At 54.5% G+C, this 19,313-nt stretch carries 16 protein-coding genes and 1 tRNA gene; 10 read left to right on the top strand and 7 right to left on the bottom strand.

Going from position 1 to position 19,313, the window contains the following annotated elements:
- Nucleotides 1-81: transfer RNA gene (locus RHH81_RS01190), tRNA-Leu, on the bottom strand.
- A 123-nt stretch (nucleotides 82-204) separates the two neighbouring features.
- Here RHH81_RS01190 and RHH81_RS01185 point away from each other — a divergent pair.
- Nucleotides 205-621 (top strand): heavy metal-responsive transcriptional regulator, encoded by a 417-nt coding sequence (locus tag RHH81_RS01185; RefSeq protein ID WP_149821266.1) that lies wholly within the window; start codon nucleotides 205-207, stop codon nucleotides 619-621.
- Here the strand turns inward: RHH81_RS01185 and pxcA are convergent, their stop codons facing one another.
- Complete coding sequence (pxcA, locus tag RHH81_RS01180; protein ID WP_310743259.1) at nucleotides 622-2,007, bottom strand: proton extrusion protein PcxA; 1,386 nt, start codon at nucleotides 2,005-2,007, stop codon at nucleotides 622-624. It lies immediately after the preceding gene.
- 60 nt (nucleotides 2,008-2,067) lie between these two features.
- Here pxcA and RHH81_RS01175 point away from each other — a divergent pair, with 60 nt between their 5' ends.
- The 8 genes from RHH81_RS01175 to RHH81_RS01140 all read left to right on the top strand — a co-directional run bounded on the left by RHH81_RS01175 (nucleotide 2,068) and on the right by RHH81_RS01140 (nucleotide 11,650).
- Complete coding sequence (locus tag RHH81_RS01175; protein WP_310743258.1) at nucleotides 2,068-4,134, top strand: hypothetical protein; 2,067 nt, start codon at nucleotides 2,068-2,070, stop codon at nucleotides 4,132-4,134.
- A gap of 13 nt (nucleotides 4,135-4,147) precedes the next feature.
- The gene (gene metG / locus RHH81_RS01170; protein ID WP_206200712.1) at nucleotides 4,148-5,737 is read left to right on the top strand and encodes a methionine--tRNA ligase; all 1,590 of its coding nucleotides are present in this window, start codon (nucleotides 4,148-4,150) and stop codon (nucleotides 5,735-5,737) included.
- Nucleotides 5,738-5,802: 65 nt separating this feature from the next.
- On the top strand, nucleotides 5,803-6,498 hold the full coding sequence (locus RHH81_RS01165; RefSeq protein ID WP_310743257.1) for an NYN domain-containing protein: 696 nt from the start codon (nucleotides 5,803-5,805) through the stop codon (nucleotides 6,496-6,498).
- Nucleotides 6,485-7,714, top strand: a complete 1,230-nt coding sequence (gene lptC, locus RHH81_RS01160; RefSeq protein ID WP_310743256.1) for an LPS export ABC transporter periplasmic protein LptC — start codon at nucleotides 6,485-6,487, stop codon at nucleotides 7,712-7,714. Before RHH81_RS01165 ends, lptC begins: the two co-directional genes overlap by 14 nt.
- Nucleotides 7,715-7,747: 33 nt before the next feature.
- The gene (locus RHH81_RS01155) at nucleotides 7,748-8,341 is read left to right on the top strand and encodes a 2OG-Fe(II) oxygenase (protein ID WP_206200709.1); all 594 of its coding nucleotides are present in this window, start codon (nucleotides 7,748-7,750) and stop codon (nucleotides 8,339-8,341) included.
- A 42-nt stretch (nucleotides 8,342-8,383) separates the two neighbouring features.
- Complete coding sequence (locus RHH81_RS01150) at nucleotides 8,384-8,914, top strand: hypothetical protein (RefSeq protein ID WP_310743255.1); 531 nt, start codon at nucleotides 8,384-8,386, stop codon at nucleotides 8,912-8,914.
- Nucleotides 8,915-8,939: 25 nt separating this feature from the next.
- The gene (locus RHH81_RS01145) at nucleotides 8,940-9,398 is read left to right on the top strand and encodes a hypothetical protein (RefSeq protein ID WP_302677050.1); all 459 of its coding nucleotides are present in this window, start codon (nucleotides 8,940-8,942) and stop codon (nucleotides 9,396-9,398) included.
- Nucleotides 9,399-9,622: 224 nt separating this feature from the next.
- The gene (locus RHH81_RS01140; RefSeq protein WP_310743254.1) at nucleotides 9,623-11,650 is read left to right on the top strand and encodes an IMS domain-containing protein; all 2,028 of its coding nucleotides are present in this window, start codon (nucleotides 9,623-9,625) and stop codon (nucleotides 11,648-11,650) included.
- Here the strand turns inward: RHH81_RS01140 and RHH81_RS01135 are convergent.
- The 5 genes from RHH81_RS01135 to glgA form a co-directional block, all read right to left on the bottom strand.
- Complete coding sequence (locus RHH81_RS01135) at nucleotides 11,643-12,521, bottom strand: carbohydrate ABC transporter permease (protein WP_206200705.1); 879 nt, start codon at nucleotides 12,519-12,521, stop codon at nucleotides 11,643-11,645. The two genes, RHH81_RS01140 and RHH81_RS01135, sit on opposite strands and share 8 nt — an antisense overlap.
- Nucleotides 12,518-13,666 carry a glutamine-hydrolyzing carbamoyl-phosphate synthase small subunit gene (gene carA / locus RHH81_RS01130; protein WP_206200704.1) on the bottom strand — a complete coding sequence of 383 codons (1,149 nt, stop codon included), beginning with the start codon at nucleotides 13,664-13,666 and terminating at the stop codon, nucleotides 12,518-12,520. The genes RHH81_RS01135 and carA overlap by 4 nt, the downstream gene beginning before the upstream one ends.
- 93 nt (nucleotides 13,667-13,759) lie before the next feature.
- Nucleotides 13,760-14,818, bottom strand: a complete 1,059-nt coding sequence (gene hrcA / locus RHH81_RS01125; protein WP_206200703.1) for a heat-inducible transcriptional repressor HrcA — start codon at nucleotides 14,816-14,818, stop codon at nucleotides 13,760-13,762.
- A gap of 136 nt (nucleotides 14,819-14,954) precedes the next feature.
- Nucleotides 14,955-16,253, bottom strand: a complete 1,299-nt coding sequence (locus RHH81_RS01120; RefSeq protein ID WP_206200702.1) for a recombinase family protein — start codon at nucleotides 16,251-16,253, stop codon at nucleotides 14,955-14,957.
- 20 nt (nucleotides 16,254-16,273) lie between these two features.
- Complete coding sequence (gene glgA / locus RHH81_RS01115) at nucleotides 16,274-17,698, bottom strand: glycogen synthase GlgA (RefSeq protein WP_206200701.1); 1,425 nt, start codon at nucleotides 17,696-17,698, stop codon at nucleotides 16,274-16,276.
- Nucleotides 17,699-17,819: 121 nt separating this feature from the next.
- Here glgA and RHH81_RS01110 point away from each other — a divergent pair, with 121 nt between their 5' ends.
- A complete protein-coding gene (locus RHH81_RS01110; protein ID WP_206200700.1) occupies nucleotides 17,820-19,115 on the top strand; it encodes a glutamate-5-semialdehyde dehydrogenase in 1,296 nt (431 codons plus the stop codon).
- The last annotated feature ends 198 nt before the right edge of the window (nucleotides 19,116-19,313 follow it).

Genomic DNA, 19,313 nt, shown 5'->3' with positions numbered 1-19,313 from the left:
TGCGGATGGCGAGACTCGAACTCGCAAGGCAAAGCCACACGCCCCTCAAACGTGCGCGTATACCAATTCCGCCACATCCGCGTAGCTTTATGATTATAGCGCAGATGGCTGAATTTCTGAAAGTGGTGATCTGGCCTCTCGATGGCAGAAAATTAAAGTGCCCTTCTCTAAAATCGCTGTCTCGCTGATCTTGGGAGAACTGCCATGAATGCAGCTGCCTACTTGATTGGTACCGTTGCCCACAGTAGTGGCCTGCCCGTCAAGACCATTCGCTATTACGAGGAATTGGGGCTGTTGCGAACAGTTGGCAGAACCAGTGGGGGCTATCGCCTCTTTGCTGAGGATGTCTTTGCTCGCCTAAGTTTTATCAAACGTGCCCAGTCCCTTGGCCTCACCCTGAGCGACATCAAAGCCTTGCTTGAGGTATACGATCGCGGTGAGATTCCCTGTGATCACATCAAGGAAAAGTTAGAGGAAAAATTGGCGGCCATTGAGGCACAAATTCAGCAGTTGCAGATTCTTAAACAGGAATTGCAAGGCCTCCTATCTGGCTGGCGATCGCCCGCGCAACTCCAAAAGGGCAGGATCTGTCCCATTCTCCAGCCAGTGGTGTGCTCCTAACTACTCGTTCATATTCTTGTAGGTGGCCACTGCCGAAGGGGAAATCTGGTTGAGATAGCGGAAAATCCAATACTTAAATACCGTATCGAGCATCACCGGAAAGGTGGCAATAAACATGTTGATAAAGTCCTCATTGCGCGGAAAGCCAAAGTGCTCGAGGGTATTGTTCACCAACACTTCCCAGCCGTGGGGGGAGTGGTATCCGACAAAGACATCCGTAAATAGGATAATGATAAAGGCTTTGGCACTGTCACTGAGGCCATAAACCACTTCATCCAAAAAGACCTTGACAATGGCCAGTTGCCGCTGACCTGTGAAAACCAGCACCAGAAAGACGGTAAACCCCAAGGCATCGGAAAGGATGTTTTTCAGGGGTTCAATCAGTTCCTTTTGGTATTCCGTGGATAGCTCGATCGCCTTCTCGCGGATGCGGGCTTGAATTTCCTCTGCAGAAACAGGAACATTGCTCACCAGACTTTCAAAGCGAATTTTATTTTCAAAGCGAGCCAGTTCATCGAGAATGTTGTCCTCCAATTGTGAGTTAATGATACGTTCAATCTGCCCTACCGCCTTAAAGTGGTTGACGAGGGGGCTGACAATGAGCGCCTTGGAAATTTGCTGGGTCAACAGGGGCAAAATCACCAGCAAGAGCATAAAACGAACCGCCAGACGGGTGCGCAGCTTTGAGGTGCGAAAATCACGAACGACTTCAGCTTCGGTGGTTTCATCAGAATTGAGTTCACGGCGAAAGCGATCGGCGGTGCGCAAAATCGAGCGCGGAATAAAGCTGCTGCTGTCCAGCTTGGAATCATCGGTGAGATCATCACTGATATATTCCGAGAGATAAAGGGAATCATCCTCAATTTTGTCGAGGGCAGCCGCCTGCTGGCGTTGTTGGGGATCTTGGCGACTGAGGCTGGGACGGGCAAGGGCATTGAGTTCCTTTTCACGCTGCCGTTTATAGCGGTTGAGGGTGGCATCAATCACCCGCAGCTTTTCATAAACGCTGGGTTCCTCGGTCGTGCTACTGACGGTAGCCGTCACCGTATAGGTTGCCGTTGCACCATTGACACTATCGTTGACAGGAGTGGGGGGGCTTTGGGGGGGAGCAAGGGGCAAAATTTGACGGCTGGCGCGAAACTCCATCATCCGCATACGAATGGTTTTTAGCAGTTGTTTTAGCTCTGTCTCGAAGTAGCTAGAGACTTCTCCCACGGGTAGATTGAGGAGACTAATCGGTTGACCGTCAAAGTGTTCCAGTTCGATGGCGCGAATTTTCAGAGCGGCTTCATAGGCTTCCTGTAGGGCGCGGTTCGGAGTTGTGCGATACCACTGCTCTGCACGCTTGATCCAGTCTCTGAGGCGAATAAAGGGGTTGCTGGACATTGCTATTGTTCTCTTACCGCAGCAGCAATAAATCGATAGGATAGATAGAATCGTAGCAAATTGGCTTTGCGGGCTTTGTTGGCGGTGTTGCAGTGGATCAGTGGCGGTAGTCGCAGTGGCAAGACCTGTGCACTGGTAAGGGAATTTGCCCAGTGGGTCGGGCAGGACAAGTCCGTGATTCCCCGTGAGCGATCGCTCCTCTTTTTGACGGATAGCGTAGAAGGCCGCCAAGTCATCCAACGGGAAATTGAGTCACAGTTGGGCAGTGGCTACAGACCTTATATCACCACGCCAGTGGGCTTCATGCAGGATGAGGTGGAACTTTTTTGGCCGCTTCTGGTGCAGACGAAGGCCGTCGATCCGCATCCCCCTTTGCGTCTGAAACCAGAAACGGAGTTGGTATGGGCACAGCGGTTGTGGCAGCCTTGGCTTGCCAACCAGACGTTTGCTGTCCTCAGTGAAAATCGCGATCGCGCCACTCGCCATCTGCTTGATATTTTTCAATTGGCTGCCTTTGCCCGCCTCAGCCTCGATGATCTACCCCAACTCATTTGGGATCATCAGCTTGAGATGCCTTCAGAAACCGTGGGGGCGATCGTCACTGCCCTGAAACAGTGGCAAAGTTGGTGTACTGCCCACAGCCTTCTCACCTACGGCATTACCACGGATTTATTTGGCCGAGTTCTCCTTGACCATCCTCGATACCAAGCCTCCTTGGGGCAACGGTTTCAGTGTCTTTTGGCTGACAACACCCACAACTATCCAGCGGTGATGGCGGATTTGATCGCCCGCTTCAACCAACAGGGGATCAAAATTGTCCTGACTCACCAACCCATTGGCGCTGTCCGTCTCGGTCTGGGAGCTGATCCCGATGCGTTTCTCAGCCTGAAAAACCAAGCCACCGTCATTGAGCAACCCTGCCCTGCCGAAACGATTTTTGGCAACACCCCTCTCCAAACTGAGATTCAAGAACGCCTCACTACGCCCCAAGCTACGCTGCCCGAAAACATCGCGGCTATTCAGACCACTTCGCGGATGCAACTGTTGCAGGAAGTGGTTGCAACGATCGCCACCGCCATTCATCAAGGGATGGTGCAACCAAACGAGATCGCCATCCTTGCCCCCGGTTTAGATAGCGTTGCCCGCCATGTCTTTAGCACTGAGTTAAAAAAACGCGACATTCCCTTGGTGATCTGGAATGAGCAGCGCCCTCTGATTCAATCCCCCTTTGTGCGTGCCCTTTTGACGCTGTTGCTGTTTGTTTATCCGCGAACGGGAATGATCCCAGAGGCAACGGCGGTTGCGGAGATGTTAACGGTTTTGCTGCCGCGAGCGATTGATCCTGTGCGGGCAGGCCTGCTCTCTTGCTATTGTTTTCAGCCGGGTCTGGAGAAAGCCGAACTGCTGAGTACAACCCAGTACAGCCATTGGGATCGCTTTGGTCATCGTGCCACGGACGCCTATGAGAACTTGCGTCATTGGCTGAGCACACTAGATCCTAGCCAAATGCCTGTGTATCTCCTAGAGGCGGCGATTCAACGCTATCTCTGGCCACACAACCTGACAGCCAGTGAATTGGCTCCCCTGCGATCGCTCCTTGAGGGCACAGCCGCCTACTGGCAAATTTATGATCACCTCCCAGAACACCAAGCTACGCCAACGGCTGAGCGACTACGGGAATGGATCGCCCTACTGCGGCGGGGAATTGTAACCGCTGATCCCGCTCCACCCCTGCGGCAGCCCCAAGGGGTCTTACTGGCAACCACATTTCAATATCGCAGTGCCCAACTGGCTCATCGCTGGCATTTTTGGTTAGATGTCGGCAGTCCGCGTTGGCAGGATGGCGGCTTGCAATGCCTTTGGCAGGCGCCGATCTTTTTGCGGCAGGGAACGGCGAGTCCCAGTGCACGGGTGTGGCAATTGGAGTCAGAACGTCTGGAGCATTTACTGGTGGATCTATGTTCACGGGTGAGCGATCGCCTATTCCTTTGCCACAGTGACTTGGCTGCCAATGGCAGTGAGCAAGAAGGCCCCCTGAGTCCTTGGGTGGATCTGGCGGTGGGCGATCGCCTCCAAGCTGTTACCGATGGCACTATGATAAATAACGCGATTTGCTCGTCCTCCTAGGGAGAAACACTGCTTGTCACCGCACTTTTCACTCACTACCCCCCTGTACTACGTCAATGCCCTTCCCCACATTGGCAGTGCCTACACAACCATTGCTGCCGATGTGCTTGCTCGCTTCTATCGTTTGCAGGGCTATCAGGTGCGGTTCATTACCGGTACCGATGAGCATGGCCAAAAAATTGAGCGCACCGCCCAACAGCGGGGTCTCAGTCCCCAAGCCCACTGCGATGAGATTGCCGCTGGTTTTCAAGCCCTGTGGCAACAATTGAATATCCACTACGATCGCTTTAGCCGCACCACCAGTCCTCGCCACCACGCCATTGTCAACGAGTTTTTTCAGCGGGTATGGGACAACGGCGACATTTACCTCGGTCAGCAGCAGGGTTGGTACTGTGTCGAGTGCGAAGAATTCAAGGAGGAACGCGAACTGCTTGAGGGTCGGCGCTGCCCGATCCACGTGAATCGGACGGTGGAATGGCGAGATGAGCGCAACTATTTTTTCCGCCTCTCGAAGTATCAGCCGGCGCTCTTGGACTACTACGCTGAACATCCTGACTTTGTCCAGCCCCCTAGCCGTCGCAATGAGGTGCTGAGTTTTATTGAGCGGGGGCTGCAGGACTTTTCCATTTCGCGGGTGAATCTGGCATGGGGGTTTCCCGTGCCCACGGATCCAGATCAGACCCTCTATGTCTGGTTTGATGCCCTCTTGGGCTATGTCACTGCCCTCTTGGAACCAGAAGATGAGCCAACCTTAGCCAATGCCCTCAAAACTTGGTGGCCGATTGATCTGCACATTATTGGCAAGGATATTCTTCGCTTCCATGCCATTTCTTGGCCGGCAATGTTAATGTCGGCGGGTTTGCCACTGCCAGAGCAGATCTTTGTCCATGGCTTTCTCACCAAGGATGGTCAAAAAATGGGCAAAAGTCTGGGGAATACCCTTGATCCCTTTGCCTTGGTGGCGCAATACGGTGCCGATGCCGTGCGTTACTACTTCATGAAAGAGGTGGAGTTTGGCCGCGATGGTGACTTTAGCGAGACCCGCTTTGTCAATATCCTCAATGCGGATCTGGCCAATGATCTGGGCAATTTGCTCAATCGCACGCTGAAAATGGCTTGGAAATATACCGATGGGAAAGTACCCAATGTCCAAGGGTCAGCGATTCCGCGCGAGCATCCCCTGCGGCAACTGGCGGAGCACCTCTGCCAAACCTATGGCCAAGGGTATCGGCAACTGGCCTTCCATGAGGTGTGTCAACAGGCACTGACGCTGGCACGGGCGGGGAATAAGTTCCTTGATGAAGAGGCACCGTGGCAACGCTATAAGGCTGGGGAAACGCAAGCGGTGGCGGAGATTCTCTACTGTGTATTGGAGTCAGTGCGCCTTGTGGCCTATGTCCTTGCCCCGATTATCCCCCAACTGAGTGAGGCTATCTATGGGCAGTTGGGCTATAGTATTAAATTTAACGGATCAGTTGACCCCGACCTTTTGGGCGATCGCCAAGCCCAGTGGGGTGTTTTACCTGCGTCACAACCTCTGGCCAATCCAGAGCCGATTTTCCAAAAACTGTCGCTGCCTGCAACTGTCGCCGATTCCCCTTGACGCGCGATACGCTAGAGGTATGACTTCATATTTCGATAACACACTTTTTTTGAGATGATTTCTACATGGTTACATCTTCGTCTTCAGCTATTTACACGCCAGAACAGGTGTTACAAAATCGCGGGCGCGTTGCCATTTTTATTGATGGCTCCAACCTCTTCTATGCAGCACTGCAACTGGGCATTGAAATTGACTATTCAAAACTCCTCTGCTACTTGACCCAAGGTTCCCGTCTCTTTCGCTCCTTCTTCTATACAGGGGTTGACCCCACCAATGAAAAACAGCAGGGGTTTTTGCTGTGGATGCGCCGCAATGGCTACCGTGTCGTCTCCAAGGAACTGGTGCAGCTGCCGGATGGCTCGAAAAAGGCCAACCTTGATGTAGAAATTGCCGTCGATATGATGGCACTGGTGGGCTGCTATGATACGGCCATCTTGGTTAGCGGCGATGGGGATTTGGCCTATGCGGTGGATGCTGTGAGTTATCGGGGGGCACGGGTCGAGGTGGTGAGCTTGCGATCGATGACGAGCGATAGCCTGATTAACGTTGCCGATCGCTACATTGATCTCGAAAGCATCCGCGAAGAAATCCAAAAAGCACCCCGCCCAACCTATACCTATCGCCCCGTCACGGGTAGCCTGACGCCGCCCCCCATTGTGACTCCCCATTGGGAGCAGAATACCGCCGAAGGGAAAGATGAAGCTGCGGCCAATAAGTCACCTGAGACCCTAGAGAACCTAGACAACAATGCCTCTGCCTAGACCCCTCCTCCCCCTTTGCCTTGTACTGGCCTTGACAGGCTGCGGCTGGGTGGATCAATGGGTGGGCGAGGAACCCTCACCAGAACCAGAAATCAGGGGGGATGTCAAGCTGCAAAATCTGACCCTACGGCAAACCAATGCCAAAGGTGAACTTCTCTGGTTATTACAAGCGGCGGGAGCGCGCTATCGCGATGACGATCGCCAGCAATTGGAGATTCAAAACCTCACGGGGGAATTAAAGGCAGAGGGCAAAACTGCTTACAAGGTGCAAGCTAAGGCAGTCAATGTGCGGCAGCGGGATGGGCAACTCTGGATTGCAGGCCGCACCACCGTCACTGATCTCCAGCAAAAGGGGACGATTGTGGCCGATCAATTGGTCTGGCAGGGCGATCGCGGCGTTCTCATTGCCCAGAAAAACTTGCAAGCCCGCTATCCCCAAGTCACTGTTACTGCTAAGCGCCTCGAAGCCGATAGCCAACGCCAAGAACTGCGTGCCCTCAATGCCGTTCAGGTGACCTCGTCAGCCAAGGAGGCCAAGGATTTGCAACTCAGTACGGAGAGTCTAGTGTGGCAGCAGCAACCCAATCGACTGTTGGCAGGGGTGATTGGTCAAGGGGGGGTCACCGTCCGCGGTGTGGCGGGCGATCGCCAAGGGCAGCGGCTGCAAGCCCAAAGGGCCATCTGGTCGATTAGCGATCAGGTAGTTACCCTTGAGGGGGGTGTTCAAGTGCAGCTTCCCAACCCTGCCCTACGGGTTGAAGGAGAAACGGTACGCTGGTTGATTCCGCAGCAGCAATTGGTGAGCGATCGCCCGGTGCGGGTGCAGTCCTCCACTCAAGGCATTCAAGGGCAGGCCAATCGTGGTGTCTTCCTGATGGCTGAAAACCGCGCCATCTTTGACAATGCCCAGATCAATAGCCAACCTCAACAGGCACAACTGCGTGCCCAACGCCTCAATTGGTGGATTCCCCAAGAGCGGGTGGAAGCCAGCGGTCAAGTGGAAATTCAGCGCCCCAATGCCCACCTGCGCACGGCTCAACTGATTTGGCGGATTCCTCAACAGGAAGTGGAAGCCCAAGGGGGCGTCTTTTACCGCCAGCGCAATCCCCGCATTCAAATTCAGGGACAGCGGGCAAAGGGGTGGCTCGATCGCCAAGAGGTGATTGTCAGTGGCAATGTCCAAAGTGAAGTACCGCTGCGACTACGCCTCCCCTAAACCGATGGTAGAGATAGCGACAATCTTTGCCCTATGAGTGCTGCACCATTGCAAATTCTTGACTTGGGGGGTGAGATTCTCCTTTTTCAGCGTTTGATTCCGGCTCACCAGTGTCAGCAGGTGATTGCTACGGCTGAGAAGGTGGGGTTTGAGGATGCACAAATTCTCATGGGGACGGTCGATCGCTCAGTGCGCGGCGGCAGTTTGCTCCGCTTTGATCCCCAAGATCCCCAACAGGCGACAATGCGGCAGATTCTGCTTCAAGCCACACAAACGATTCAGATTGTTCTCTACCAGCACTATGGCATTCGCTTTCCTGAAATTGAGAACTTCTCGATCCTGCGCTATCGCGTAGGCGAGGGCTATCGCCGCCATGTGGACAACCTGCTGCTGGCCAGTCGGCAAATGGAACTGGCGCAAGGTATCCCAACACGGGATGTGAGTTTAGTGGGCTATCTCAACGAGGACTTTCAGGGGGGAGAAACCTATTTCGATCGCCAAGGGGTGAAGGTCACACCCCGCACCGGTGATGTCGTTGTCTTTCCCGCCTACTACACCCATCCCCATACGGCTTTGCCCGTGGTGCAGGGGACTAAATATGCCTTTGCCACTTGGCTATTCTATTGATGGATGATCATGAACCCTTGAGGCAATAACTCAGCAACAACCATGACTGAACCTCTGCGCTTCAAAACCTCGCCCCTGATTTCTGGAACGCTCATTGCCCTCTATGGCGCACTCACACTTCCTCTCCCCTTTTTGGCGGCACAGACGGCGGCGCCTGTTTCACCCCTGCTGCTTTGGGGGGCGATCGCCTGTGGGGGCATTTTGCTCTGGGGGGCACTGAGTCAGCGGGTAGAACTGGACGCGCAAGGGATTCGCCTCACCTATCCCGGTTGGGTGCCCCCCTTCCTGCGGCGGCAGTGGCAACTGGCTTGGTCAGAGATTCAAGGGCTTCAGCCCCGCAGTACCAGCCAAGGGGGCTTGGTCTATTATCTAGTCACTGCCACAGGTCAGGGGTATCTTCTGCCAATGCGAGTGGCGGGGTTTGCCCAAATGATGCGTGCCATTGAAGCTCATACGGGATTGCCCACAGAGGTGATTAAGCCCCTTGCTCAGCCTTGGATGTACGGTATTTTGGCCGTCTTTACGCTGCTATTGGGAGCGGTTGATCTGTGGATTTTGACCACTGTGGGATAATAGGGGCGTGTTGAAGTGCTGAGCGATGACCATGAGTGCGAATCGGTTTGTGGCATATCTGCGTCGAGGAGTGGTGTGTTTGCTCCTGAGTGTCCTGTGCTGGTCAAGTATCGCCCCGCTGCCGGCGATCGCCGCTATTCAAGTGCGGCTCTTTGACCTCAGTTACCACGAATGCCCGCCAGAAATTGGTGAAGGTTCAGTCACACCCGGGGGCACGACCCTCAAGGCCAACTGCTACCTGATTACTGGCAAAGCAGAGAATAAATCCGGCAAAACAGTGGTGGATGCCGATGTCTTTGGCCGCATCTACGATGCCAATGGCAATCCAGTGTTGCAAAACCGCACACGGGTTGGGGCAATTGATGTGATTCCACCCGGCATTAGCGATTTTGAAATTCGCATTAGCGTGCCCTACGACCAACCAACACCTTTGCAGTTGGAGCAATTTAAGGCCTCTGGCTTTACAGCAAAAGTGCGCGGCTAAGCCAGCCAATCTCTGCGCAAACTCGCACTGAGGGGCAAAAATTGTGATATCCTAGAACGCTTGATGCTCCCTTTTTTCTGGGAATCCTCTGTAGGGTTATTCCCAAAGGATTATGGTGTCATTTCTAAACCCTTAGCCATTTTTGGAGGGGTTCCCTGTTCTTCCTAAATCAAGGCACGTGTTGCGGTTGATGGACTGGTTTATCTCTAGAGGTTTGGGTTCAGGTGCGCATTCCCCTCGACTATTACCAAGTGCTGGGTGTGCCAATTCAGGCAACGCCGGAGCAAATCGAGCAAGCGTTTCAGGATCGGCTGTTGCAACTGCCCACCCATCAACACTCCCCCACCACCGTTGCCACCCGTCGTGAACTCATTGAGCAAGCCTATGCGGTTTTGCGAGAACCTGAGCAGCGCCATGCCTACGATCGCCACTGCCGTGCCGTCGCTCCCGATGATTTGATTGCCCAGTTGGATCCCGATGCCACCGCTCCCCACCTTGAAATTAGTGATCAGCAATTTTCGGGGGCACTCCTCCTGCTCTATGAACTGGGGAACTACTCCCAAGTGGTCAAACTGGGAGAACAATTCCTAAAGGAGGATGCTTTTGATCTCAACCGCCCCTATACTTCCTCTGCCGCCGTTGCTGACATTACGCTGACTGTGGCTTTGGCCTATTTGGAATTGGGACGCGAGGAATGGCAGCGGCAGTCCTACCAAGCCGCCGCCTCTCGCCTCGAAGCCGGTCTAGAGGTACTTCAGCGGGCGAACCTGTTTCCCGACCTCCAAGAGCAGTTGCAGACGGAACTGCATCGGCTGCGTCCCTACCGCATTCTGGAGTTACTGGCACTGCCTCTATCCGATAGTGTGAATCGGCAGCGGGGTATTTTATTGCTGCGGGAGATGCTCAGCGATCGCGGGGGCATTGAAGGTCGCCATGACGATCACTCTGGCCTAGGGGTTGAGGATTTTCTGAAATTTATTTTGCAACTGCGCAGCCATCTCACCGTAGCAGAGCAACAGGAACTCTTTGAACGAGAATCCCGCCGTCCCTCAGCAGTAGCGACCTATCTGGCAGTGCATGCGCTGGTGGCACGGGGCGTACAGGAACTTCAGCCGAGCTATATTCGCCGTGCCAAGGATTTACTAGAGCGACTCTCCCCCAATCAAGACATCTACCTCGAACTGGCCAGTTGTTTACTGCTGTTGGGACAACCTGCTGAGGCCTTGGCCGCTCTCGATAAATCTCAAGATCAGCAGAGTCTCGCCTTTATCCGCCGTCATTCCCATGACTCCAGCGATCTGCTGCCGGGCCTGTACTACTACACAGAGCAATGGCTACGGGAAGAAATTTATCCTGCTTTTCGGGATTTGGGGGAAACGCCGGTGGCCTTGGATGCCTACTTTGCGGATCCCGATATCCAAACCTACTTAGAGGCTCTCAGTGACGACTCCTTTGCCCCTGAACCGCCCAGCACCACTGCCTCTGCCCTCCCCGAAGTCATTAGACCAACGGTGGCCGTGCCGCCGCCCGTCTCCTTCACAGCGGAAACGTTGCCCTTGGAGTATCATACTGGGCTGGGTCAAGGCTTTTCGGCAGCGGCTGCTACCCGCTCTTCAACCGCAACGGAGACCGACACGCCCCCAGCATCCACTCGCAAACGGCGCCGCCCTCCAACCAGTCACCACAAAAAACGTCAGACTTGGTTTTGGATGGGTGCAGGGGTTGTTCTCGTTGGGTTAGGCGCCTTGGCAAAAGTCTATTGGCCAGCCAAAACGGCTGAAGCCCCACCACCACCACCGCCAGTGACCCCGACGCCAACTCCTGTGGCAACGCCAACCCCAACGCCACAACCAACGACCTTAGCCACCACCTTAACGCCGGAGATGGCACGCGATCGTCTCCGCACGTGGCAGCAAATTAAAGCCCAAGCCCTTGGCACGGCATTTGAGATGGACAAACTAGCAACGATTTTGGCGGAGCCAGAACTCAGCCGCTGGCGATCGCGGGCACAGAGCTTAAAATCCGAGGGTAGCCATTGGGTCTATACCCTGCGGAACCTAGAAGTGAAGGAAGTCCGTCCCCGAGGCAGCGATCGCGTGGATGTATTGGTGGAAGTCAATGAGGATGCCCGTTTCTATGAACAGGGAACCCTACGCAATGATATTTCCTATAGTGATCCCTACCGCGTCATTTACACCTTTACCCGTCGCGGCAATCAATGGTTGATTCAACGCATGCAGGTGGTTAGCTAAGGGGCATTTCCACCTGTCGGCCAAACTTGAGATTCAAGAGAGACAACGACAGGATAAATAGGAATAAGACCAGTCCCATCGTACAGGCGTAGTTGATCTCTAAGCGCTGAAAGGCATTCTCGTAGATATAATAAACAATGGTCTTGGAGCTATTGAGGGGCCCCCCTTGGGTCATGACATAGACCTCTTCAAAGACCTTCGTGGCAGAAATTGCTGAGATAATGCTCACCAAAAGAATATAGGGACGCATCAGCGGTAGGGTAATATCCCAATGCTGTCGCCAGCCGTCACTGCCATCGAGTGCTGCCGCTTCGTAGAGTTCACCACTAATCCCCTGAAGTCCCGCCAGATAGATCACCATGTAGTAGCCCAAGCCTTTCCAAATCGTGACGGCCATGACACTAAAGAGGGCGAGTTGGGGACTTGTCAGCCAAGGAATCGGGGTGTCCCGCAGATGCAGACCCTGTACCAGTTGATTGAAGAGGCCATTGGGGGCATAGAGCCAGCGCCAAGCAATCCCCGCCACCACCATTGAGATAATCACGGGGCTGTAGTAGGCAGCACGAAACCAGTGGATGCCCCGCAGGGGTTGATTGACCAGAATCGCCAACAGCAGGGGGGCGATCGCCAGAATCGGCACCACGACCACTAAATAGAGGAAAGTATTGGCCAAGGTTTTCCAGAAAACACCATCGCGCCACAATTGCGCAAAGTTGGCCCATCCCACCCACACAGGCGGACTCAGGAGATCCATCTCATAGCGGGTGAAACTCAGGAAAAAGGCCTGTAGGGCTGGCCAAAAGACCGTCAGTGTGAGTAACCCCAAGGCAGGGGCAAGAAAGAGATAGGGGGTGAGCGATCGCCCTTTCATTGGCTGCGGGGGTGTTGTTGACGATAGGCACGCATTTGCGCCACAAAGTCGCCAAAGAGATAATCAGCATCGTGGGGGCCGGGGCTGGCCTCAGGGTGGTACTGCACTGAGAAAATCGGCAATGTTTGGTGCTTCAGACCGGCAACGGTTTTGTCATTGAGGTTAAAGTGGGTAATCTCAACGGGGGTTTGGGCAAGGGATTCTTCAGTAATGGCAAAGCCGTGGTTTTGGCTGGTAATTTCCACTTGCCGGGTCAGGCCAGCGGGCTGGTTCAACCCGCGGTGACCAAATTTCAGTTTGAAGGTTTCCGCCCCCAAAGAAAGTCCCAACAACTGATGCCCCAGACAAATGCCAAACATGGGACGCTGAGCCGCCAGTAATTTGCGTGCGGTTTCAATGCCTTCCTGAACCGCCGCAGGGTCGCCGGGGCCATTGGAGAGGAAAATGCCATCGGGGTCATAGCTGAGAATCGTTTCCGCTGGGGTATCCGCCGGCACAACAATCACACGGCAACCATAACTAGCCAAGCGACGGAGAATGTTGCGCTTCACGCCAAAGTCAATGGCCACAACCGTCAAGGGTGGCTCTTCGGTGGCTGTTTGGGGACGAAATTCCCAAGCCGGGGGCGTCGGTTCTGTCCATTCATAGGGGGTGCGGGTGGTCACCACCTTGGCTAGATTTTGTCCCTGCATACTGGGAGCGGCAAGGACTTTTTGCAGCAGTTCAACGGGATCAAGGATTTCCGTGGAGATGCCGCCATTCATGGCACCGACAGTACGAATTTTGCGGGTGAGGGCGCGGGTGTCAATCCCGTAAATGGCGGGAATGCGATGGGCTTTGAGGTAATCAGGTAAGGATTGTTGCGATCGCCAGTTACTGGGAATGTCACAGATATGGCGAGCAACCGCACCGCGCACTTGGGGGCGATCGGATTCATCGTCTTCGGGCGTTGTTCCAGTATTGCCCAACTCAGGGTAGGTGAATGTCACGATTTGACCACAATAGCTTGGGTCAGTGAGTACCTCTTGATAACCCGTCATGCCGGTATTAAAGACCACTTCGCCAATGGCTGTTCCCGGTGCCCCAAAGGAAAAACCGCGAAAGACTGAACCATCGGCAAGAACCAGCAAGGCGGGTGTCGGCATTTCAATATCTCCAACTGGGAAAGCCCAATAGTTTATTGTGCATGATAAAGCCGGCCGTTGACTGCACAAGAATTCTCGGATGTTTTGATTTTCTTACTTGCGGCGACTCACCTGTTCGGTTAGATAATCTGCCGCTGTGGCCACTAGGGGAATAATCCGTGCATAGGGCATCCGCGTCGGCCCTAGAATGCCAATACTGCCCACGGGGGAGTCCCCATAGCAATAGCAGGAATAAACCAGTGTACAGGACTGCATCGGCGCTAAGGTATTTTCACTGCCAATGCGGATTTGCACCTGCGAGGGGGCTTGGCTATCGCCACTGATCAAGGGAGCCAGTTGATCCTGTTGGTCTTCGAGAAGATGCAGTAGCATTTGCACCTGCTCCACTTGGGAAAACTCCGGCTGCTGGAGAACATCGGCAAGACCACTGATGACAAAGGAAGTGCCTTGGTGGCTGTAGCGATCGCTCAACTGCCGCAGTAGGGTCTGAAGCTGCTGACTGTAGGTCTGAAACTCCAAATCCAGTTTTTGCCAGTCAATGGCACTGAGTTCCACCAGCGATCGCCCCTGCAACTGATGATTGAGGAAGTTGGTCAGTACCTGGAGGGTGCGCTCCCGCAGCTCAGGATCCTCTTCCCCTTGCCCCAATTGGATCAGTGCCGACTGGGTTTCGTAGGTATCGAGCACAAGAATCACCATCACCTGCTGGGAATCCAAGGCGACCAGTTGAATCACCCGAATCTGCCGCTCCAAACGATTGGGGAGCGTAATCAGGGTAATGTAACCACTGAGATCCGAGAGCAACTGCGCCGCTTGCCGCAAGATCACCTCAAGGCGTTGTTGCCCCCAGATAAACCGCTCACTCAAGAGACTCTCGGCTTTGCGAGCCACATCGGGAATGGGCTGGATCAGTTCATCCACATAGACGCGATAGCCAGAATCAGAGGGCACCCGCCCTGCGGAGGTGTGGGGTTGGTAAAGCAGGCCACTTTTTTCGAGGAGCAGCATCGTATTGCGCACCGTGGCCGGGCTGACGTTGAGGTTGTATTCCGTGGCGATCGCTTTTGAGCCGACGGGTTCTGCCGTGGCAATGTAATGGTTAATCGTGGCGCCAAGAATTTGTTTTTGGCGATCGCTGAGTTCAATCGTCATAACCCCTTACACCTGTGACTTGTTATCTGTGTTTTTTATCTATCTATAAACTAGCCTTTGTATTTCAGCAATTCTGAGTTGCAACTTGCGGCTATGGCGATTGGTCTTTTGTGACTAAAAACTCAGCTAGAAATGGCTAAGCAGTACTGCCAATGGGGGATTCCCAAATAAATTGCAGATGGATCGACCAAGGCTGTGGCGGGCGGCTGGTGACCGCTATGGCATGTAAAAACTCCCGTAGATAGAACCGTTGCTCTGCTGCCGAGAGTTGGTACCAAAATTGCGGCTGACCAAGGGTCACCGCCAGTTGCAAAAGATTACTAGGGGGCAATTGGGCCTGCTGTGCCTCAATTTGTGCCCGTTCCCCAGCCAGTTTATAGCGGCGCAGTTGAGCGGTTTCGGGATCCAAGAGGCCTTGGGCTTCTAGTTCGGCAAGGCGGTGCAGTTGGGTTTCAATTGCTTGCAGTTGAGCCGTCAACGGTGGCGGCGGCAGCGACAGTTGGGCGATCGCGGGCGGCAGGCGCTCAGCAATTTGATCAATCACAGCAGCCAAGGCCGCGTCGTAGGGAATGCTGCGACATTTGGGGGAGAGGGGACAGTGCAGGGGACGCAAGTAGGCATATTGGCTCGGTTGGCGGTAAGGCTGCACCTGAGTCCGGCCAAAGCGTTGCTGACATTGGCGGCAAATCACCAATCCCGCCAGAGGATGGGGGGCACTAGCACTGCGACGAGGCAGAGAGCGTTGGCGTCGCAACAGCCGATCCACCTGAGCCGCTTCATCGGGGGCAATCAGGGGGGCATGGGTCTGAGGAATCACCGTTTTCCCTTGGTAGTAGAGATGGCCGCGATAGACGGGGTGGGTCAACCAGCGCCGACCGGTCGCTACGCTAATCTGCTTGTGGTGGGTGGTGGCAATAAAGCGCACCGCTGCACTGAGGGAGCCATAGAGGAGAAAATGCTCGACAAAATCCTTGACGACAACGGCTGCCGCTCGATCAATGACATAGTGCTCTTTGCCCCGGCGATAGCCATAGGGAGCACGACCCGGCGGCGGACGGTGCTTGAGGCGATTGCGGGCATGGCCATGGCAGAGAGTGTGGTGATGGAGTTGCTGCTTTACTTGATCCCAAAGGGATAGCAGCTGATCTCCGCTGGGGGGGCGATCGCTTACGTAGCCTTCGGCTAGGGCAATCACCATAATACCCGCTGCCTCCAGTTGCCGCAGGCGATCGCTCACTTCCATCACCGTTTGGCCAAGGGCACTTAATTGGTGCAACAGCCAATAGCCCGGTGCTAACCGCTGCAACCAGTACCGCAACTGCGGCCGAGCAGCCTCCACATCCAGTACCCAGTGGTCAATCTCCTGCCCCCACCCTTGGGGATCGGGGAGGGGCTGCCAGAGGGGATCAATGTACTCGTAGGCAATAATGACCACACATTACATCGTCCTGAGGATCAGGTCGTTGCCGGTACTAGGGTTGGACTAGGATTGGGCATGGTCTCTGGCGGCAAGCCATAAATGGAGTTATAGAGGGCATTGTAGGCTAGTGCTGATTTTGTCCAGCTAAAGTCCTCGCGCATACCCCGCTGCTGGAGGGTGTGCCACTCCCGTTTGTAGCGATACCCTTCCCACGCCCGCACTAGACAGGTGTAGAAGTCAAGGGGTTCATAGCGGTCAAAGCAGTAGCCCGTTCCCGTTTGCTTCTCGGGGTCATGGTGAAAGACGGTATCCACAAGGCCACCGGTACGGCGCACAATTGGTACACAGCCATAGCGCAGGGCAATCATCTGAGCAATGCCACAGGGTTCAAAGCGACTCGGCATGATGAAGGCATCGGCACCGCCATAGATCCGCCGCGACAGGACATCACTGTAGAGCAACTGGACACTACAGCGCCCCGGAAACCGTGAGGCAATTTGCCACATTTGGGTTTCGTAGTAGCGATCGCCCGTTCCCAAGAGGACAAACTGGCTATCGGTGTAGGCCAAAAAGCGATCCAGCACCTGAATCAACAGATCCAACCCCTTTTGCTCCACCAAGCGGGTGACCATCCCCACCAAGAAAGCACCGGAATTCACCTCCAACCCCAGTTCCTCTTGGAGCGCAATTTTGTTGGCCTTACGCCGCTCAAGGGTATCTACGGTGTAGTTTTGCACAAGGGCGCGATCGGTACTGGGATCAAAGACCTCTGTATCAATGCCATTGAGAATGCCGGAGAGCTTGCCACTAATAAACGACAGCAGCCCTTCCAATTTCTCACCATATTCGGGGGTTTTAATCTGTTCGGCGTAGGTGGGCGAAACCGTATTGACGCGATCGGCATACTGCAGTGCTGCTGCCATCGTATTGTGCCCCTGCATGTACCACGGACACCAAGTAATTTGCTCGAGGCGCCACCGCCAGGGCCCTTGATAGGCCAAGTTGTGAATGGTGAACACAGTGGTGATGTCGGGATCCTGATGCATCCACACTGGGATCATTCCCGTGTGCCAATCGTGGCAATGGATAATCTGGGGTTTCCAGTAGTTCCAAGCAAATTCCGCTGCCCCATTGGCAAAGAAGGTGAACCGCCAGTCCTCATCCTCCCCGTAGTAGATGCGGCGGGGATTAAAGCAGGGATGGCCAAACAGGTAAAGGGGCACGTCCGACCCCGGCAACACCGTTTCATAGACATGGAACGTCTGAAACATGGCATGGCCAATCCAGATGGGATCCTTGGGAATCTCCACCTTGTCGGGCAAGAAGCCATAGTAGGGCATAAAGATGCGCACATCATGTCCCATGCGGCGTAACACCTTGGGCAGGGAACCCACCACATCTCCCATGCCCCCCACTTTCGCCAGCGGTGCCGCCTCAGCAGCAACAAATAGAATTCGCATGATCCTCCTGAACCTGTTTTTTGGCCAATTCTAGGGCAACGCAATTGCCGTTAACCTACCACAAGTGCGGGACAATTTGGCGTACGATCGCTCTTATACGTCTTTGGAATTGGCAACCCCTATGGCAGATTCTCCCCTCGTGCAACGGGTCAAAGAAGTTCATGAGCAGGCGCGTCTGTTGGCTCAGCTGGATGCCACTGGCCGCAATGATGCCCTAGAGCAGGTGGCCTGTGCCCTTGAAGCGGCGCGGGAGGAGATTCTGGCGGCCAATGCTGCCGACTGTGAGCAGGCCAAGGCCAATCAGCTCAATCCTTCTCTCTATGCGCGGTTGGAACTGAGTCCCAGTAAACTAGCGGCGGCGATCGCCGGGGTGCGTCAAGTGGCGGCCCTTGCGGATCCTCTGGGTCAGCGCCAACTCCATCGCGAATTGGATACAGGCTTAATTCTCAGTCGCGTCACCTGCCCTTTGGGGGTGCTGGGGGTAATTTTTGAAGCGCGTCCCGATGCCGTCGTGCAGATCGCTTCCTTGGCAATTAAATCGGGGAATGGCGCCATTCTCAAGGGAGGACAGGAGGCGAGTCGCTCGTGCCAAGCGATTATGCAGGCCATTCACAGAGGGCTAGAAAAGTCGGCAGTGCCCGCTGGGGCGATCGCCCTCCTGATGCGGCGGGCAGAAATTACGGAATTGCTGCAACTGGATCAATGGGTTGATCTGATCATTCCGCGGGGTTCCAATGAATTTGTACGTTATATCCAGAACAACACGCGGATTCCTGTGCTGGGGCACGCCGATGGTCTGTGTCATCTCTATGTGGATGTCGCTGCAGATCTGGAGAAGGCGATCGCCATTACCCTCGACGCCAAAACCCAGTACCCGGCTGCCTGTAACGCCATTGAGACGCTTCTTGTCCATCGGGGCATTGCCGAGGCCTTTTTACCCAAAGTGGCTGCTGCCCTTGAGAAAGCAGGGGTGGAATTGCGGGGGGACGCGATCGCCTGCCACCTTGTGCCCATGACCCTTGCCAGTGAAGCCGACTGGGCGACAGAATACTGCGATTTGATCCTCTCCATCAAAGTCGTTCCGGATCTCGATGCCGCGCTGGATCACATTGCCACCTATGGATCGGGGCACACTGAAGCCATTGTTACCGAGGATGCTGCCGCCGCCGCCCGTTTTCTGCAAGAGGTGGATGCCGCTGGCGTTTTTCACAATTGCTCCACCCGCTTTGCCGATGGCTTCCGCTATGGCTTTGGCGCTGAAGTCGGTATCAGTACCCACAAACTACCGCCGCGAGGCCCGGTGGGGCTAGAGGGATTAGTTACCTACAAATACCAACTGGTGGGGAATGGCCACATTGTGGCAACCTATAGCGGCGCCAATGCCAAACCCTTTACCCATCGTGATTTGGAATCCTAACGAATTTAAGGGATTGTTAAGCAACAAACAAAGCCAATTTTTCTGTTTCAGAATGGAGATATAGGGCAATAGTGATTTAACCACCGTGCAGATGATGACCGCTGCAAACTTTGCCTATCCAGTCTCCGTTGGAAATGTGTTGCGTGCTTTACCCAGTGTTTGAGCAAAGGAGCAGCCTGCGTTTGGCAACGGACAAGT

Source organism: Thermosynechococcus sp. PKX95, from assembly GCF_031583295.1.
Classification (GTDB): domain Bacteria; phylum Cyanobacteriota; class Cyanobacteriia; order Thermosynechococcales; family Thermosynechococcaceae; genus Thermosynechococcus.
Note: the sequence above shows the minus strand (reverse complement) of the source record. Positions and strands in the feature narration are given on the sequence as shown.

Excerpts from the sequence above, each read along its gene's own strand:
- RHH81_RS01135 (WP_206200705.1), bottom strand. The coding sequence starts at position 12,521 with ATGAAAGGGCGATCGCTCACCCCCTATCTCTTTCTTGCCCCTGCCTTG.
- RHH81_RS01185 (WP_149821266.1), top strand. The coding sequence starts at position 205 with ATGAATGCAGCTGCCTACTTGATTGGTACCGTTGCCCACAGTAGTGGC.
- hrcA (WP_206200703.1), bottom strand. The coding sequence starts at position 14,818 with ATGACGATTGAACTCAGCGATCGCCAAAAACAAATTCTTGGCGCCACG.
- RHH81_RS01155 (WP_206200709.1), top strand. The coding sequence starts at position 7,748 with ATGAGTGCTGCACCATTGCAAATTCTTGACTTGGGGGGTGAGATTCTC.
- pxcA (WP_310743259.1), bottom strand. The coding sequence starts at position 2,007 with ATGTCCAGCAACCCCTTTATTCGCCTCAGAGACTGGATCAAGCGTGCA.
- RHH81_RS01145 (WP_302677050.1), top strand. The coding sequence starts at position 8,940 with ATGACCATGAGTGCGAATCGGTTTGTGGCATATCTGCGTCGAGGAGTG.
- RHH81_RS01110 (WP_206200700.1), top strand. The coding sequence starts at position 17,820 with ATGGCAGATTCTCCCCTCGTGCAACGGGTCAAAGAAGTTCATGAGCAG.
- carA (WP_206200704.1), bottom strand. The coding sequence starts at position 13,666 with ATGCCGACACCCGCCTTGCTGGTTCTTGCCGATGGTTCAGTCTTTCGC.
- RHH81_RS01150 (WP_310743255.1), top strand. The coding sequence starts at position 8,384 with ATGACTGAACCTCTGCGCTTCAAAACCTCGCCCCTGATTTCTGGAACG.
- lptC (WP_310743256.1), top strand. The coding sequence starts at position 6,485 with ATGCCTCTGCCTAGACCCCTCCTCCCCCTTTGCCTTGTACTGGCCTTG.
- RHH81_RS01165 (WP_310743257.1), top strand. The coding sequence starts at position 5,803 with ATGGTTACATCTTCGTCTTCAGCTATTTACACGCCAGAACAGGTGTTA.
- glgA (WP_206200701.1), bottom strand. The coding sequence starts at position 17,698 with ATGCGAATTCTATTTGTTGCTGCTGAGGCGGCACCGCTGGCGAAAGTG.